Origin of the sequence: Bacillus sp. FSL K6-0972, from assembly GCF_037976035.1 — a bacterium.
GTDB lineage: Bacteria > Bacillota > Bacilli > Bacillales > Bacillaceae > Bacillus > Bacillus haynesii.
Map to the genome: position 1 here is coordinate 592,346 of NZ_CP150260.1, position 15,145 is coordinate 607,490.

Annotated in this window: 10 protein-coding genes and 7 tRNA genes; 12 read left to right on the forward strand and 5 right to left on the reverse strand. The window is 41.9% G+C overall.

Annotation, left to right across the window (positions count from 1 at the left end; all coding sequences use genetic code 11):
• Nucleotides 1-5: 5 nt before the first annotated feature.
• A complete protein-coding gene (locus MKX80_RS03020; protein ID WP_154999308.1) occupies nucleotides 6-2,168 on the forward strand; it encodes a Tex family protein in 2,163 nt (720 codons plus the stop codon).
• A 27-nt stretch (nucleotides 2,169-2,195) separates the two neighbouring features.
• Here MKX80_RS03020 and MKX80_RS03025 read toward each other — a convergent pair whose 3' ends face one another.
• Complete coding sequence (locus tag MKX80_RS03025; protein ID WP_154999307.1) at nucleotides 2,196-2,759, reverse strand: TetR/AcrR family transcriptional regulator; 564 nt, start codon at nucleotides 2,757-2,759, stop codon at nucleotides 2,196-2,198.
• 355 nt (nucleotides 2,760-3,114) lie between these two features.
• On the opposite strand from MKX80_RS03025, the gene MKX80_RS03030 reads away from it, so the two are divergent.
• On the forward strand, nucleotides 3,115-6,234 hold the full coding sequence (locus tag MKX80_RS03030) for an MMPL family transporter (RefSeq protein ID WP_268342642.1): 3,120 nt from the start codon (nucleotides 3,115-3,117) through the stop codon (nucleotides 6,232-6,234).
• A 166-nt stretch (nucleotides 6,235-6,400) separates the two neighbouring features.
• On the opposite strand, the gene cmpA is transcribed toward MKX80_RS03030, so the two are convergent.
• Nucleotides 6,401-6,511, reverse strand: coding sequence for a cortex morphogenetic protein CmpA (gene cmpA, locus MKX80_RS03035; protein WP_023857852.1), 111 nt, complete (start codon nucleotides 6,509-6,511; stop codon nucleotides 6,401-6,403).
• A 111-nt stretch (nucleotides 6,512-6,622) separates the two neighbouring features.
• Between cmpA and MKX80_RS03040 the strand changes: the two genes are divergently transcribed.
• From MKX80_RS03040 to MKX80_RS03080, 9 genes are all read left to right on the forward strand, one after another.
• On the forward strand, nucleotides 6,623-7,084 hold the full coding sequence (locus MKX80_RS03040) for a SprT family protein (RefSeq protein ID WP_182069230.1): 462 nt from the start codon (nucleotides 6,623-6,625) through the stop codon (nucleotides 7,082-7,084).
• Nucleotides 7,085-7,200: 116 nt separating this feature from the next.
• Nucleotides 7,201-7,275, forward strand: a tRNA-Asn gene (locus tag MKX80_RS03045).
• A gap of 2 nt (nucleotides 7,276-7,277) precedes the next feature.
• A tRNA-Ser gene (locus MKX80_RS03050) sits at nucleotides 7,278-7,368 on the forward strand.
• A gap of 28 nt (nucleotides 7,369-7,396) precedes the next feature.
• Nucleotides 7,397-7,468: transfer RNA gene (locus MKX80_RS03055), tRNA-Glu, on the forward strand.
• 12 nt (nucleotides 7,469-7,480) lie between these two features.
• A tRNA-Gln gene (locus tag MKX80_RS03060) sits at nucleotides 7,481-7,555 on the forward strand.
• An 8-nt stretch (nucleotides 7,556-7,563) separates the two neighbouring features.
• Nucleotides 7,564-7,639: transfer RNA gene (locus tag MKX80_RS03065), tRNA-Lys, on the forward strand.
• 12 nt (nucleotides 7,640-7,651) lie between these two features.
• Nucleotides 7,652-7,734: transfer RNA gene (locus tag MKX80_RS03070), tRNA-Leu, on the forward strand.
• A gap of 20 nt (nucleotides 7,735-7,754) precedes the next feature.
• A tRNA-Leu gene (locus tag MKX80_RS03075) sits at nucleotides 7,755-7,837 on the forward strand.
• A gap of 476 nt (nucleotides 7,838-8,313) precedes the next feature.
• Nucleotides 8,314-8,955 carry a glycoside hydrolase family 11 protein gene (locus MKX80_RS03080; protein WP_339227923.1) on the forward strand — a complete coding sequence of 214 codons (642 nt, stop codon included), beginning with the start codon at nucleotides 8,314-8,316 and terminating at the stop codon, nucleotides 8,953-8,955.
• A gap of 929 nt (nucleotides 8,956-9,884) precedes the next feature.
• Here MKX80_RS03080 and MKX80_RS03085 read toward each other — a convergent pair.
• The gene (locus MKX80_RS03085; RefSeq protein ID WP_268310417.1) at nucleotides 9,885-10,913 is read right to left on the reverse strand and encodes a fatty acid desaturase; all 1,029 of its coding nucleotides are present in this window, start codon (nucleotides 10,911-10,913) and stop codon (nucleotides 9,885-9,887) included.
• 581 nt (nucleotides 10,914-11,494) lie between these two features.
• Here MKX80_RS03085 and cspC point away from each other — a divergent pair.
• Nucleotides 11,495-11,698: a cold shock protein CspC gene (gene cspC, locus MKX80_RS03090; protein ID WP_003179166.1), complete on the forward strand. Its 204-nt coding sequence runs from the start codon at nucleotides 11,495-11,497 to the stop codon at nucleotides 11,696-11,698.
• A gap of 948 nt (nucleotides 11,699-12,646) precedes the next feature.
• On the opposite strand, the gene MKX80_RS03095 is transcribed toward cspC, so the two are convergent.
• A complete protein-coding gene (locus MKX80_RS03095) occupies nucleotides 12,647-13,108 on the reverse strand; it encodes a CarD family transcriptional regulator (protein ID WP_182071069.1) in 462 nt (153 codons plus the stop codon).
• Nucleotides 13,109-13,736: 628 nt separating this feature from the next.
• Nucleotides 13,737-14,738, reverse strand: coding sequence for a zinc-dependent alcohol dehydrogenase family protein (locus tag MKX80_RS03100; RefSeq protein WP_268310418.1), 1,002 nt, complete (start codon nucleotides 14,736-14,738; stop codon nucleotides 13,737-13,739).
• Between the last annotated feature and the right edge of the window lie 407 nt (nucleotides 14,739-15,145).

A 15,145-nucleotide genomic window follows, 5' to 3' on the forward strand; every position in this document is an offset into this window, starting at 1 on the left:
CTACAATGGATACTTTAGCGTTAATCGTCAAACAAATCGCAAAAGAAACGGGGCTTGCGCCAAAGCATGTCGAAAGTGTCATTCAATTATTAGAGGACGGCAACACCGTCCCCTTTATTGCGAGATACCGCAAAGAACAAACGGGCTCCATGGATGAAGTCCAAATTCAAACAATCTCCGAACGCTGGGGATACATCCAGCATTTAAATCAACGGAAAGACGAAGTCATCCGGCTGATCGACGAACAAGGTAAGCTGACCGGACAGCTGAAGCTTGATATAGAAAAAGCGGACAAGCTTCAGGAAGTTGAAGACTTATACAGACCTTTTAAACAAAAACGAAAAACAAAGGCGACGATCGCCAAAAGCAAAGGACTTGAACCTTTGGCTGATTTCATCATCTCGCTCCCGCGTAACGAAGACGTAGCAGCCGAAGCCCGCAAGTACATAAATGAAGAAAAGGAAGTCATGAGCGCCGAAGAAGCGCTTGAAGGGGCAAAGAACATACTGGCGGAACGGATCTCAGACGAACCGGAATACAGGAAGTGGATCCGGCAGGAGACTTTTAAAAGAGGAACGCTGAAGTCCGCGGCGAAAGATGCCGAAGCGGATGAGAAGAAAATCTATGAAATGTATTATGAATACGAAGAGCCGATTCAAAAAATCGTTCCTCATCGCGTGCTTGCGGTTAACCGCGGCGAAAAAGAGGAGATTTTGAGAGTGTCGGTCGAGCCGCCGGCAGACCGTATTCAAGCGTACTTGGAAAAACGGATTTTACAACACAAGCAAACGAGTGCTCAAGATGTACTGAAAAGCGCGATCGAAGACGGCTATAAGCGTCTGATTCAGCCGTCCATCGAAAGAGAAATCAGAAAAGAATTGACGGAAAAGGCGGAAGATCAAGCGATTCACATTTTTGCCGAAAACCTGCGCAAGCTGCTGCTGCAGCCGCCGATGAAAGGAAAGCTCGTTCTCGGCGTTGACCCGGCATTCCGCACTGGCTGCAAGCTTGCAGTTGTGGATGAGACAGGAAAGATGCTCAAGATCGACGTCATATACCCGCATCCTCCCGTCAATAAGAAGAGCGCAGCCATCGAAAAAGTGAAACGTATCATCGAAGATTTTCAAATCGAGGTCATCGCAATCGGGAACGGAACGGCATCAAGAGAGACGGAACAGTTTATCGCCGATCTTTTGAAGGACATCGACAGAAGGGTGTACTATCTGATCGTCAATGAAGCGGGAGCCAGTGTCTATTCGGCATCAGAGCTTGCGAGGGAAGAATTTCCCGATCTGCAGGTTGAAGAAAGAAGCGCCGTGTCGATTGCACGCAGACTCCAAGACCCGCTCGCCGAACTCGTCAAAATCGATCCCAAGTCGGTCGGCGTCGGCCAGTACCAGCACGATGTCAGCCAGAAAAAACTAAACGATTCGCTCCGCTTCGTCGTGGAAACGGTCGTCAACCAAGTCGGCGTCAACGTGAATACGGCGTCAGCCGCGCTCTTGCAATATGTAGCCGGACTATCGAAAACAGTCGCGGCCAACATCGTCAAAAAACGGGATGAAATCGGAAAATTCACGAGCCGGAAAGAGCTGAAAGACATTCCGCGCCTGGGCGCGAAAACGTATGAGCAATGCATCGGCTTTTTAAGGGTGCCTGACGGCGATGAACCGCTCGACCGCACAGGCATCCACCCTGAGAGCTATAAAGAGACGAGAGAGCTCCTGAAAAAGCTTGGCCTGTCAACAGCCCAAATCGGCACAAGAGAGCTTCAGGACAAAATCAACGAACTGAATATTTCCGAAGCAGCTGAACAGCTGGGAATCGGGGAAATCACCCTGAAAGACATTTGCGCCCAGCTGACGAGGCCTGAGCGCGATCCGAGGGATGAAGTCCCTAAACCGCTCTTAAAAACCGATGTGCTTCAATTGGAGGACTTAAAAGAGGGGATGGAGCTGCAGGGGACAGTACGGAACGTCGTCGACTTCGGGGCATTTGTCGACATCGGCGTGAAACAGGACGGGCTCGTCCACATTTCCAAGCTCAGCCATTCCTTCGTCAAGCATCCGCTCGACGTTGTGTCGGTCGGGGACATCGTGACCGTATGGGTAGAAGGTGTCGACGCTGCAAAAGGAAGGGTATCCTTATCGATGGTGAAAGATCGTTAGGACTGCAGTCAGCCTGCCGGAAGCTTTTTATCCCGGGGGATCAAGTTTTAACTGGATGCGGTAGATGACGCTGGCTATATGTGCCGGCGTCTGAACCATTCCGTCGTTGATCCACTCTTCCAGAATGCCGACCGCTCCGGAAACTAGAAACGTTATTTCCATTTCATCGCATGTTATCTCATTCCCTGATTGCTGCATCATGCTCAATTCTTCGAAAATCTTCTGCTTGAAAAACTCTTTAAATTTATTGATGGTCAAAATATTTCTTTTCGGTTTCGTCAACAAAGTGAAGATCGCAGCGTTTTGATAAATATATTCGGTCGTTTTTTCGATGAAGGTGAGCAAATTGTGCGGATCTTCGCTCGGAAAATAATCATCGTAAAATTTCCCCAGCTGATCAAACAACTCATTCTCGATTTGTTCATACAAATCAAAGACATCCCGATAATGAAGATAAAAAGTTCCGCGTCCTAAATCAGCGCGTCTCGATAAATCGGAAACGGTAATTTTATTAATTTCTTTCTCATGGAGCAGCTTTAAAAAAGCCTCTTTAATCGCTCTTTTTGTTTTCATAGACCTTCTGTCCTCCATCGGTGACCTCCGTTTATAGACAAATTTACGTATGTTGTTCATTATTGAACATCTCAATCCCAATTGCCGATTGAACACCGCATTTGCCTCAAATTATAATGAACATGTGTTTATTAATCAATAGGTGTTTATTTTTTTCAACCCTTCAAATATCAACGGCCATCAGCCGATAAGTTAATCAAGCAGTTTAGCTGTTTTCCTGTAAAATGAATGATCTTTCACTTTCGCGAATAAAGTGGTGAAGTAATGCAGAACAGCGAGGACAAGACCTGCAGGCGGTTTTTTCTGCCGTCTTTCTTAAAATACAAAGAAATCAATCTACCTGCACAGTTCATAGAGGAGGAATAAAACGTCAATGAGAACGATTATAAAGGCGAGATGGATCATTGCGGCGCTCTGGATTGCAATGGCCGCCGTCCTATTCATCACGGCGCCCGATATGGGGCAATTAACAAAGGAGAAGGGCCAGATAGCGGTCCCTGAAGGCTATCCGTCTTCTTATGCGAACAAGCTTCTCGAACAAATGTCAAAAGACGGGGATACGAACAAATCGGTTGTCGTCGTATTTCAGGACAAACAGCTCCTGCCGAATCGGGAGGCGGCTTTAAAAAAAGCGATCACCACTTTAGAAAAGGATTCCTCTCTTCACGTCTCAGATATTACATCGTACTTTGACGCAGATGAGGATATTCAAAAGCAACTGTTGTCAAAGGATCGAACGACACTGCTCGTACCTGTCACATTTGATGCGAACAAGATCAGTGCGGCCGATTTTAAAGCAAAGGTCAATGAAAAGCTCAAAACTTTAAAGCTTGACTACGAGATGACCGGGCAGCCGCTCATCGATGATGATGTCATAACAAGCTCGCAGGAAGGCTTGAAGAAGACCGAATATATTACGGTCGGTTTTATTTTAATTGTGCTGATTCTCGTATTCCGTTCTGCGGTTGCACCTTTTGTTCCACTTTTGGCGGTCGCACTTTCCTACCTTGTGAGCCAGTCCGTCGTCGCCTATCTAGTCGAATACGCTGATTTTCCGCTGTCTACGTTTACGCAAATCTTCATGGTGGCGATTATGTTCGGAATCGGGACGGATTACTGCATTCTTCTTTTAAGCCGTTTTAAGGAAGAGATCGCCAACGGGAAAGACAAGATTGAAGCGATCTTGACAACGTATAAAACGGCGGGGAAAACCGTTCTGTTCAGCGGAATTGCCGTTTTGATCGGTTTTACATGCATCGGCTTTGCCGAATTCCAGCTTTACAAGTCTGCGGTCGCAGTAGCTGTTGGTGTCGCGGTCTTGATTTTGGCGCTTCTGACGATTGTGCCGTTTTTCATGGCTGTTTTGGGGAAAGTGCTGTTTTGGCCTGTCAGAGGAAATATCGGGCATCCGCAGTCAAAGCTATGGGAAACCGCCGGCCGTTTCGCCTTCAATAAGCCGCTGATCAGCCTGTTGATCGTAGCGGCCGTGGCCGTGCCGCCAATCTTGATGTATAAAGGAACACTTTCCTATAACAGCCTTGACGAAATCGGAGATCAATACGAATCCGTCAGCGCTTTTAACACCATTTCCGACAAGTTCGGGCCGGGGGAATCATTGCCGGTCACGGTCGTGCTCAAAACATCGGATGCGCTCGATACCAATGACGGGCTGATCGCGATTGAAAAAATTAGCCGCGCCATTGAGCAGACAAACGGCGTCAACAAAGTTCGCAGTGCGACCCGACCGGTCGGAAAAGGGCTGAGCGACCTGTACGTCAAAACACAGGCGAATGAGCTGAATAAAGGGCTTGAGAGCGGCAATAAAGGTCTGAAAAAGATCAAAGACGGGCTCGCCGAGGCGAGCAAGTCGATCGCGGATCAAAAGCCGCAAATCGAAGCGTCTGGAAAAGGAATCAACCAGCTGATCAAAGGAACCGAATCGATCCAAGCCGGAATCAGCGACGTTGAAGCCAATATGAGAAAGCTGAAGGATGGTACAGATCAAAGCAAAGAAGGCGTCGCTCAGGCAAAAAAAGAAATTCAAGCTGCGAAAAAACAGCTGACGGCGCAAGTCGATCAATTAAATGGACAGATCGAAAGCTACAAAGAAATATCGAAAATTTTGAAAGCGGCATTGTCTCAAGCCGAAAATGCCCAAGGCATAACGGCTGACGTGCAAAAGATGATCGAGCAGACAAATCAAAATTTCAAAAATCTTGAAAGCGAAATTCCCGAAGTGAAGGAGAATCCTTCTTATTTAGCGATTAAAGGCTCTTATACAGAGCTTGCATCGGCAATCAAGCAGGGATCACAGAAAGCGGCCGTTTACACGAAGCAGGCGGCAAACGCGAAAAAGCAGCTTGAAGCAGCAGATGCATTTATCGCAAAAGCTCAGGAAGAGCAAAAAGTATACACAAGCAAAATCGATGCTCTGATCAACGGTCTCGGCCAAATCGAAAAAGGGCTTGAAGAGACATCGAAGGGGCAGGGGCAGCTCGCCGATTCGCTGCCTAAGCTCGAATCAGGCGCAGGGGATGTCGCTGAAGGCCAAAAGCAGATGAAGGAAAAAGTCGGAGAATTCGCCGGCCAGCTTGATCAATTAACAAAAGGGCTGAATTCAAGCGTGGAAGGCCTCGAAAAAATTTCAAGCGGTCTGATGGGAGCAGGCGACTACCTGGATCAGCTGAAAAACGCATCAGATCAAGAAATGTCCGGCTGGTTTGTCCCTAAAGAAGTGCTTAAAAATAAACAATTTCAGCAGGTGTTTAATTCCTATATGTCAGACGACCGCCATATCACGACGATCGATGTGATATTGGAAGACAATCCGTACGGAAACGGAGCGATTGCCAATGTCAAAGACATTGAAGCATCCGTAAAACGGGCTCTTCCCGACACGCATTTGAACGATGCATCGTTTGGCGTCGGCGGCGTTTCCAGCATCAACGCCGATCTGAAGCAGCTGTCAGACCAGGATTTCAGCAACACGGTGATCTATATGATGATCGGAATCTTCCTGATCCTCATCCTGCTGTTCCGTTCAATCGTCATGCCGGTGTATTTGGTCGGATCGTTGATCTTGACGTACTTTGCATCCATCGGTGTAACTGAGTTTATTTTCACGGCGTTTTTCGGCTATCCCGGTCTCAACTGGGCAGTGCCTTTCTTTGGATTTGTGATTTTAATGGCGCTTGGTGTGGACTATTCGATCTTCCTGATGGAACGCTTTAACGAATACCGCGGAACGGATATTAAAACGGCGATGACAGAATCGATGAAAAATATGGGGTCCGTCATTATTTCAGCCGCAATTATTTTGGCGGGAACCTTCGCGGCGATGCTGCCATCCGGCGTTTTATCGCTTCTGCAAATCGCCACCCTTGTATTGACAGGTCTCCTGCTGTATGCATTCGTCATGCTGCCGCTGTTCGTCCCTGTGATGGTTCGGATCTTCGGCTCAGCCAACTGGTTTCCGTTTAAAAGAAAAGAATAAACGGCTCGTCCATCCGCAGAAGAATTATTCGCCCATGCTCCCCGAAATCGGGCGGTCAGCTCCATTTGGGGAGTAACGGGCGCCATTGTGTGAGATGATAAAAGGACCGGTGAAGATGATGAGGAAACAGAAGGAATTCCATTAGGGCTCCGATGAACACTGCTCATCAGCAGTGTTTTTTTCTGTAAAAATACCAGCACTGATTCAGCAATTTAATCTGATAATGATCTTTTTCATAAAAAGCTCTCTGCATTTGGCTTTTGAGCCAATTCGGCATTGCTCATCCCTCCTCAGACTCTTATCATAAGAGTATGGGTGTCGTGTATTAGTTTATGCCGCCCGGAATTTGTCCTGTTCAATGTTTTTAAAAATGAGGTGGAACCAAGCAATGGACGAACAACAACTGCAGCAGCTGACAGAACAGCTTTCGCTCACATACTTTAAAAAACCGTTCCGGCACCGCGCTTACTTCAACAGCCGCCTGAAAACAACCGGAGGCAGGTATTTGCTGAATTCCCACAATATTGAGCTGAATAAAAAATACCTGACAGAACACGGGCAAAAAGAGCTTGAAGGCATCATTAAGCATGAATTGTGCCATTACCACCTCCATCTTGAAGGAAAAGGCTACAAGCACCGCGACAAGGATTTTAGAACGCTATTAAAGGAAGTGGGTGCGCCGCGATTCTGCACGCCGCTCGCAGGAGAGAAAAAGCCGCAAAGAAAGGTACGCACTTACAAGTGTGAAGCATGCGGACAAACGTTTCTCCGAAAGCGGAAAATGGATACAAGCCGTTACGTTTGCGGCAAATGCGGAGGGAAAATAAAAGAAATCATAAAAAAGGGTTGACTGATCAGGCTTGTCTATGATAAATTATAAAAGCCGTCGCAAGACGAGCCACAAAGATGAATTGTTCTTCTTGACACAATTTGTCGACATATTTATAATGAAATGAGTCTGATTATTCCACAGTAGCTCAGTGGTAGAGCTATCGGCTGTTAACCGATCGGTCGCAGGTTCGAATCCTGCCTGTGGAGCCAATGGAGAAGTACTCAAGTGGCTGAAGAGGCGCCCCTGCTAAGGGTGTAGGTCGCGTAAGCGGCGCGAGGGTTCAAATCCCTCCTTCTCCGCCATTAGGAAAATATGATGCTGACTTCATATGGCCCGTTGGTCAAGTGGTTAAGACACCGCCCTTTCACGGCGGTAACACGGGTTCGAATCCCGTACGGGTCATTTCTCATATGTTGGGCTATAGCCAAGCGGTAAGGCAACGGACTTTGACTCCGTCATGCGTTGGTTCGAATCCAGCTAGCCCAGCCATTATATTTGAGCCATTAGCTCAGTTGGTAGAGCATCTGACTTTTAATCAGAGGGTCGAAGGTTCGAGTCCTTCATGGCTCACCATTGTTTTTTCACGCGGGTGTGGCGGAATTGGCAGACGCGCTAGACTTAGGATCTAGTGTCTTTACGGCGTGGGGGTTCGAGTCCCTTCACCCGCACTTTAAAAACAACATATCATGCGGTCGTGGCGGAATGGCAGACGCGCTAGGTTGAGGGCCTAGTGGGGGCAACCCCGTGGAGGTTCAAGTCCTCTCGGCCGCATACCAGAGATACCAAGGGTTTTGACGCCCTTGGTGTTTTTTTGTTTCTTTTTCATTTATTTTTTTACTCCACATTTACCCCAGTTACTTAAAGTAAGTCATCTAAACGGTCAGCAGTCTCTCTTTGTTTGTTGGGGAAAAGGTGTCCGTAACTTCACAATCCCTAATGTATATCTCCTTTATACGAAATTGTTCGAATCGGGATTAATTACAGATATTACTCCATCAGATTTAGAAACAAGAATTGTGATTCTGCGAAAAGAGGATAAGGCTACGGTGATACAAGAACACTTATAATGTAAATTTTTTAGGTCTTTTCAATTAATTTACAGATACTATTAATATTCACTCGTGAATTCGTGATATTATATTGAAGGGGACGATCAAAGGCTTTGGCGTTAGCAATTAATAATGTTTTAAATATATACGAGTGCTACCTCAAGTCAATGTCAGAAAAAATATTATAGGAGGTAACATATGTTTAAGTTTAAAAGGAATTTCTTAGTTGGATTAACGGCAGCTTTAATGAGTATTAGCTTGTTTTCGGCAACCGCCTCTGCAGCTAGCACAGACTATTGGCAAAATTGGACTGATGGCGGCGGAACAGTCAACGCTGTCAATGGGCCTGGAGGGAATTACAGTGTTAATTGGTCTAATACCGGAAATTTCGTTGTTGGTAAAGGTTGGACTACAGGTTCGCCATCTAGGACAATAAACTATAATGCCGGAGTTTGGGCGCCGAATGGCAATGGATATTTGGCTTTATATGGTTGGACGAGATCACCTCTCATAGAATATTATGTAGTGGATTCATGGGGGACTTATAGACCTACTGGAACGTATAAAGGTACTGTAAAAAGTGATGGGGGTACATATGACATATATACAACTACACGTTATAACGCACCTTCCATTGACGGCGATAAAACTACTTTCACGCAGTACTGGAGTGTTCGCCAGACGAAGAGACAAACTGGAAGCAACGCTAAAATTACTTTCAGCAATCATGTTAAAGCATGGAAGAGTCATGGAATGAATCTGGGTAGTAATTGGTCTTACCAAGTCTTAGCGACAGAGGGTTATCAAAGTAGTGGAAGTTCTAATGTAACAGTGTGGTAACAGATCATCTTAAAGCAGGCATATGCCTGCTTTATTTTAATGCGTTATTAATGATTTTTACGTGTATTCCATCTGATTTGTACCCTAAAAGTATTTCCTCAGTTGCTTCATTCGCAAAGTGAGGTATTCCTTTTATTTCGGCTAATTTTTCTCTAAAATCTTCGCAACCGAAGAGCAAATTGAAAAATACAAAGAACGAGCAAGAAGAACAGAATATTATCATTGGAAGTATAATGACGTTGTTGCGTGGATTGAATTATATTTAGACTTTTCTGTTGTGTAGGCACGAGCTTTTACAACAAATATAAAAAGGTTCAATCGAGGATTCCGTCCAATTTATAAAAATAACTCCAGGATAGCGGTCGAGGTTTGAATTAACGAAAAAAAAGACAATAGTGAAACTGTGAATGACATTATTAGTGGAATCGAATCTTGGAAGAACTATTATTACAAAAATCGTTGGATTGATTACTCTTTTTTGTCATCAATCTCATGGATAGACCATGTTAAAAAAGCAAAAAAATCTTAAGAACCGCTTTGGTAAGCTTTACGGAATTCGTTTGAAAAGCTTACTCAATTTTCACTCCATAATTCTTAAAAAACAATGAAATTTTATGTAATTGGTGTAAAGAGATACAATGAAAACAAGCTTTCATAAATCGTGATAAGCTTCCACTTTATTGAGGGCTAGTGGGGGCAACCCCGTGGAGGTTCAAGTCCTCTCGGCCGCATACCAATAATACCAAGGGTTTAATCACCTTTGGTATTATTTTTTTGCGGAAAATCGGCAATAAATGTACCGCATTGTGAAGTCTGCAAGTATATTTGGCACTAAAAAAGTGCTGACCTCTGCACAAAACCGTTGTGCGAGTCTGCACTTTTATTCTGCAATATACACTGCCTGTTATCATCGATTATGGGGCGTTTATTTAATCCATTCTTAGCCGCGCTGATACTTGGCTTTTAGAAGATTTTTTTAAGTGGCTAAAACCAACAAATTTTTTGCTTTCTTCATCCCACAGGCGGAACTTTAATGACTTGAGACTGGTTGCAAGTGTAATGGTCGGAACGTTTTGCAATGGTTCAATGTTGTTATGCACGTTTTCAAGCTTATAGTTTGGGACTCTGGGGCTTAAATGATGAACATGATGGAAACCGATATTGCCTGTTAGCCATTGCATGACTTTTGGAAGCTTATAAAAAGAGCTTCCTTCAACTGCTGCTTTGACATATTCCCAATGCTCATCTTCTTCAAAATAAGAATCCTCAAACGTATGCTGAATATAAAACATCCAAATTCCGAGAGATCCCGATATCATAAAAATGGGCGCCTGAACCAGCAGAAAGTTTTGCCAGCCAATAGTCCAGCATAAAAGTGCTGCCAAAGCGACGATCCCCAGGTTCGTTACATACGTATTCATCCGTTCTTTGCGTTTTGCTCCTTTACGATTAAAACGATTGGTAATCCCGAAGACGTAAATCGGCCCTAAAATAAACATAATAAACGGATTTCTATACAAACGGTACATTATTTTTGTCTTAGTTGAGGCTTCCTTATATTCCTCAACGGTCAGCACCCAAATATCGCCTGTACCGCGTTTGTCCAGGTTGCTGCTAGTCGCATGATGGACAGAATGGTCGTGTGCCCAATGATCAAAAGGATGCAGAGTCAGAATTCCTGTGATTGTTCCAAGGATTCGATTCGCCTTTCTGTTCTTAAAAAAGGAATAGTGGCAACAATCATGAAAGATGATGAAGGTTCTTACTAAAAAACCTGCCGCGAGGATAGAAATCGCAAATGTAAGGAAATAAGAAATCGACAAGCTCTTATATGCCAAATACCATAACAGGAGAAATGGTACCAATGTATTGATGATTTGGCAAATACTTTTCTGTAAATCGGACTTTTCATAAGGTGTAACCAGTTTTCTCAAAGTCCTTAGGTTTTGCTGCTTCATTTTTTAAAGTTTCCCCTCCTATGATGATCTTCTAAGTATAGAAAAAACGTTTTAATGCCTTTGAAGCCCCAGCGTCAAATACCATATATGATAAGTTTCTTCCCTATCTCTCTGTAAAATTTTTGGAAATGCGAACTGATTTCCTGCTCAATTAAACCTTTATTAGCAGCCAGCCGGGATACAAAAGGCGTATGAAAATTATACCCGGCTTGTTCTCGGGCTAAACGCTCTCCCTCCTCTATGGGAATCGGTTGATATAGACGGTGAACATTGAAGACACTCTTGATTCATTTTCACGGCGTTTTTAAACCAAAGTTATTAGACCCCTTAGAGATGCTATAGATTCGATGCAGAATTATTGACTTTTTGCTTACCGCTTCTGCCCTGGTATACGTTTAACAAATAACAACATGATTAAAACGATAATCTTAATTTGCAATTCTTTCCGTTTCATGCTAAGATAAAGAAGAATTATTTTTGTTCGGTGTAAAGGATAGTATGAATATTGACTTTTCGTCTTGATGATACTTTGGGCAAGGATAGTAATACAATGTGCGGTAACGCACTAGGAGGCAACAAAAATGGAACAAGGTACAGTTAAATGGTTTAATGCAGAAAAAGGTTTTGGATTTATCGAACGTGAAAATGGAGACGATGTATTCGTACACTTTTCTGCAATCCAAAGTGACGGATTCAAATCATTAGACGAAGGTCAAAAAGTAACATTTGACGTTGAGCAAGGTCCTCGCGGAGCTCAAGCTGCTAACGTTCAAAAAACTGCTTAATCTTCAATCGTTTATACAAACAGGCTCTTTATATAGGGGCCTGTTTTTTTATGTTCTCTGTATAATGCTTAATAAAAAACCCTACTCAATGTTCGAGTAGGGAGGTGGTAAAAGGTAATAGAAAAAGATTTAACGCTTCAAAGGTTGTTTACAGTATAACATACTGGATTGACAATATGCGGAATGTATATAAATTATTTATTTTTTTTCGAATGCAATTACTTTTTATTTTTTTTTTCACTAACTTGCTCGTTAATTTAAGTACAAGACTTCTCAATCTAAGTCCTACAAATCACTGGCATCAAACATCAAACAAAAAGGATCATCCCTTTTCGTAAAGAATCATCCTTTTCTTCGTTCATTCAACAATTTTTAGATATTCTGGATTAATTAAAGTAACAGCTGGTCTATCTACAAGAATTCAGCCAACTTCAATTTTTCCATAAAACTCAACCTTAATAGAAGTAATCTAGTTATAGAAATTCCATCATTTTTTATTGTTGTCCATATATAGATGTTACCAACACGCGTATCTCTTTTATGAAAGGAAGATAAACGATTCACTGCCGCAGTGGATATAAGAAATTCTTAAAGATAAAGGTGAGATTGATTGTTTTTTCTTCTAGAAATCATCACTTAGATATACCTCAAACAATGGAAGCCCTGCCTCTCTTCCATCCTTACGGCTCCTTGTCCGTGCCAGTGTGAATCAGGATTACAAAAATCAAGTGACGATTTAATCGAGTTTTTTGATAAACTGGCAAATGTTCTTAGAAGAAATTTAAATAATAAAAATGGATTAATTGTAGGATTAACAAAAGAGGTTAATGTTCTGAAAATAAGTTGAAGAAGTTAAATGTCTTTGAAATGATTTACTTTTAATTATCATCATGTTACCGAAAATTACAGGATTTTTTTTGGGATGCAATATATTATCTATAATGAACTTTAACTGAAACTTTTTATTTGATTTTCAGTGATTCCTTTAATTACTTCCAGTTCACTAATCAAAAATTCATATGCATTATCCAACATTTTTTTTTCGCTTGCATTAAGTGCTTTTTCTTTATTCATACGCATTAAATCACGTACAACTTCAGCACCTTCTTGTATTTTACCCGTTTTTATTTTGTTCGTGTTTACTTTAAACCTTTGTTTCCACGGCAGTAACCTATCTGATTCTCCATGCTGAAAAATGTGTATAATGTGTTTTAATGCAAGTATATCAGTAACAGGTCGTATACCTGAACTCAATATTTTACCCGTTGGAATCATAACTTGCATATTACTGATTGACATTTTTATGACATAATACTGTTGTTTTTCCCCTAAGAATTCTTTTTCTTCTATGGCTTCAATTATACCTGCTCCGTGCATTGGATAAATAATGTTATCGCCAATTTGAAACATATCATCCACCTCCATATATGGTATCCTTCTTAAGATTACCATATATTCGGTTTTTTATCAAATATTCAATAATAACATGATCATATTTTTGATGTCAATAAATTTCTTAAAAAAATCAGATTAAGCAAAAACAACAAAGCAATAGTGAGCGTGTCGTATCGCAAAAAGGAAAGGTCAATTGATCCGTATATATCCTGGAACCTCGTTCTTCTTTCGTTATTTTCTCTATTTCCTTGTCTATTTTTATATTTTTCGCCTGTATATCTTCTACAGTTTCTTTTTTAACCTCATTACGAAGTTTAAATTTATCAGCAGAAACCTCTACCTGCGATAAAGTTGGTGAAATTTTTGTCAGCTTTTTTACATAACATGACTGGTGGCAAGTCTGTTAATAACCAACTTTAATTAGCTTTTTGTTCCTTATGAAAGAATAGTTGCCACCTTTCACTTTCGGTACTTCCATATTAAGCTATGCAATGTTTTCTGTTTTATATTTACTTGGTTCGGAATTGACCTCGGATTTGTATTTATGGAACTGTATTTTGTTGAGCTCGATCGACAAAAGGAACGGGGCAATTGCATTTTGTCCTTCCACATCTCGAACTTTTTAATAAAAATCAATCAAGTGTTACATCTTCTTCTTCACTGCAAAGTTCAGCAGTATTTTTCCATTCAAGCTTGGCTGTTCATAATGCTTCAAGGCATCATGAAAATCTTCAAAATCATATATTTTTTCTGGAGCATTGATGACCATTCTTCCGCTTTCAACAAGCTTAATTACCTCCGAGAAGCGATTGCGATATTCAGAAACGGAATGTCTCTCGTTCCAAAGTCTTAAGGCGAATAATTGTGGTGACACATGGTATGTATCGTGTAACTTTCGCCAATCGTTTGGTATACCTGACAACAGGCCATAACTGACAAATGTCCCTTCAGGTTTTAGCGCCCTCGCCAGCAGTTCGCCGCTTTCTCCTCCCACAGAGTCAATTGCATGGTCAACACCAATGTCGCAAACATCAGAAATCTGTTCATATATAGAACCGTTGGAAGCGTCGATGACTCTCCATGCCCCAAGTTTTTGAAGTTTCTCTATCTTGCGGCTGTTTCTTGTAATGACAATTAAACGGAATCCCAGTATTGTAGAAATTTGCGCAAACAAACCTGCAATAGATGTACCTCCGGCATTCATTAACACAATTTCATTTGGCTGAACACGCAATGATTCCTTACAAATTAGCCAGGCTGTTAATGGATTAATATACAGTTGACTGGCATCATTATCACTTATTGATGGAGGTACCTCTATTGCATAATCAGCTTTTGTGGTTACATATTGTTGCCAAGTTCCCTCTCCTCTTACAGGGAGGACCCTTTTTCCAATCAGTGATGGTGATACATCTTTGCCTTGATCTATCACAATTCCCACACCATCATATCCTGCAACCGCCGGCAGCTTAATTCTATGAGAATAGGCCCCTCTAATTGGAAGCAAATCTGATGGATTAATTGGACTGGCAATCATTTTGACAAGAATTTCATTTGGCTGAAGAGGAAGCTTTTCTCCGGTATAAAGCTGTAATTTTTGTAGTGGATCACCAAATTCTTTATATATTAATGAAACATTATTCATGATTTGTTATTGGCTCCTTAGGTTAATACTTCTATAAATAAACTTGCACTCTTTTGAGATTATGTCAATATTGTCTTTGTTTTAAAATATTTAAGGGGATTAAGAATTGAGGTTTAAAATGATGAAATAAATTTGAATGGATTGTTATAGACAACTCTACAAACATGTACTAAAAGTAGAAATCAGAGTGCTTTACTATTAATAAATCTAAAAAAAGTCCAAAAGATTGAAAAAGAGATGAATGGTTTGCGTGTTTTTATGGCAAGCAGCATTGATATTTGAACTGTGATATTTTGATAAAAGGCCGGATTACGAAAAAGGAGGAACAAAATGGGGAAATTCTCAACTAAACTTTTAAAGGCTTGGCTTGCAATCCCCAGATGGTTCAGAGTGTTTACGCTAAGTGC

What these genes read in the sequence shown, in the direction of transcription:
- MKX80_RS03020 (WP_154999308.1), top strand. Translation starts at nt 6, where the DNA reads ATGGATACTTTAGCGTTAATCGTCAAACAAATCGCAAAAGAAACGGGG.
- MKX80_RS03025 (WP_154999307.1), bottom strand. Translation starts at nt 2,759, where the DNA reads ATGGAGGACAGAAGGTCTATGAAAACAAAAAGAGCGATTAAAGAGGCT.
- MKX80_RS03030 (WP_268342642.1), top strand. Translation starts at nt 3,115, where the DNA reads ATGAGAACGATTATAAAGGCGAGATGGATCATTGCGGCGCTCTGGATT.
- cmpA (WP_023857852.1), bottom strand. Translation starts at nt 6,511, where the DNA reads ATGCCGAATTGGCTCAAAAGCCAAATGCAGAGAGCTTTTTATGAAAAA.
- MKX80_RS03040 (WP_182069230.1), top strand. Translation starts at nt 6,623, where the DNA reads ATGGACGAACAACAACTGCAGCAGCTGACAGAACAGCTTTCGCTCACA.
- MKX80_RS03080 (WP_339227923.1), top strand. Translation starts at nt 8,314, where the DNA reads ATGTTTAAGTTTAAAAGGAATTTCTTAGTTGGATTAACGGCAGCTTTA.
- MKX80_RS03085 (WP_268310417.1), bottom strand. Translation starts at nt 10,913, where the DNA reads ATGAAGCAGCAAAACCTAAGGACTTTGAGAAAACTGGTTACACCTTAT.
- cspC (WP_003179166.1), top strand. Translation starts at nt 11,495, where the DNA reads ATGGAACAAGGTACAGTTAAATGGTTTAATGCAGAAAAAGGTTTTGGA.
- MKX80_RS03095 (WP_182071069.1), bottom strand. Translation starts at nt 13,108, where the DNA reads ATGTTTCAAATTGGCGATAACATTATTTATCCAATGCACGGAGCAGGT.
- MKX80_RS03100 (WP_268310418.1), bottom strand. Translation starts at nt 14,738, where the DNA reads ATGAATAATGTTTCATTAATATATAAAGAATTTGGTGATCCACTACAA.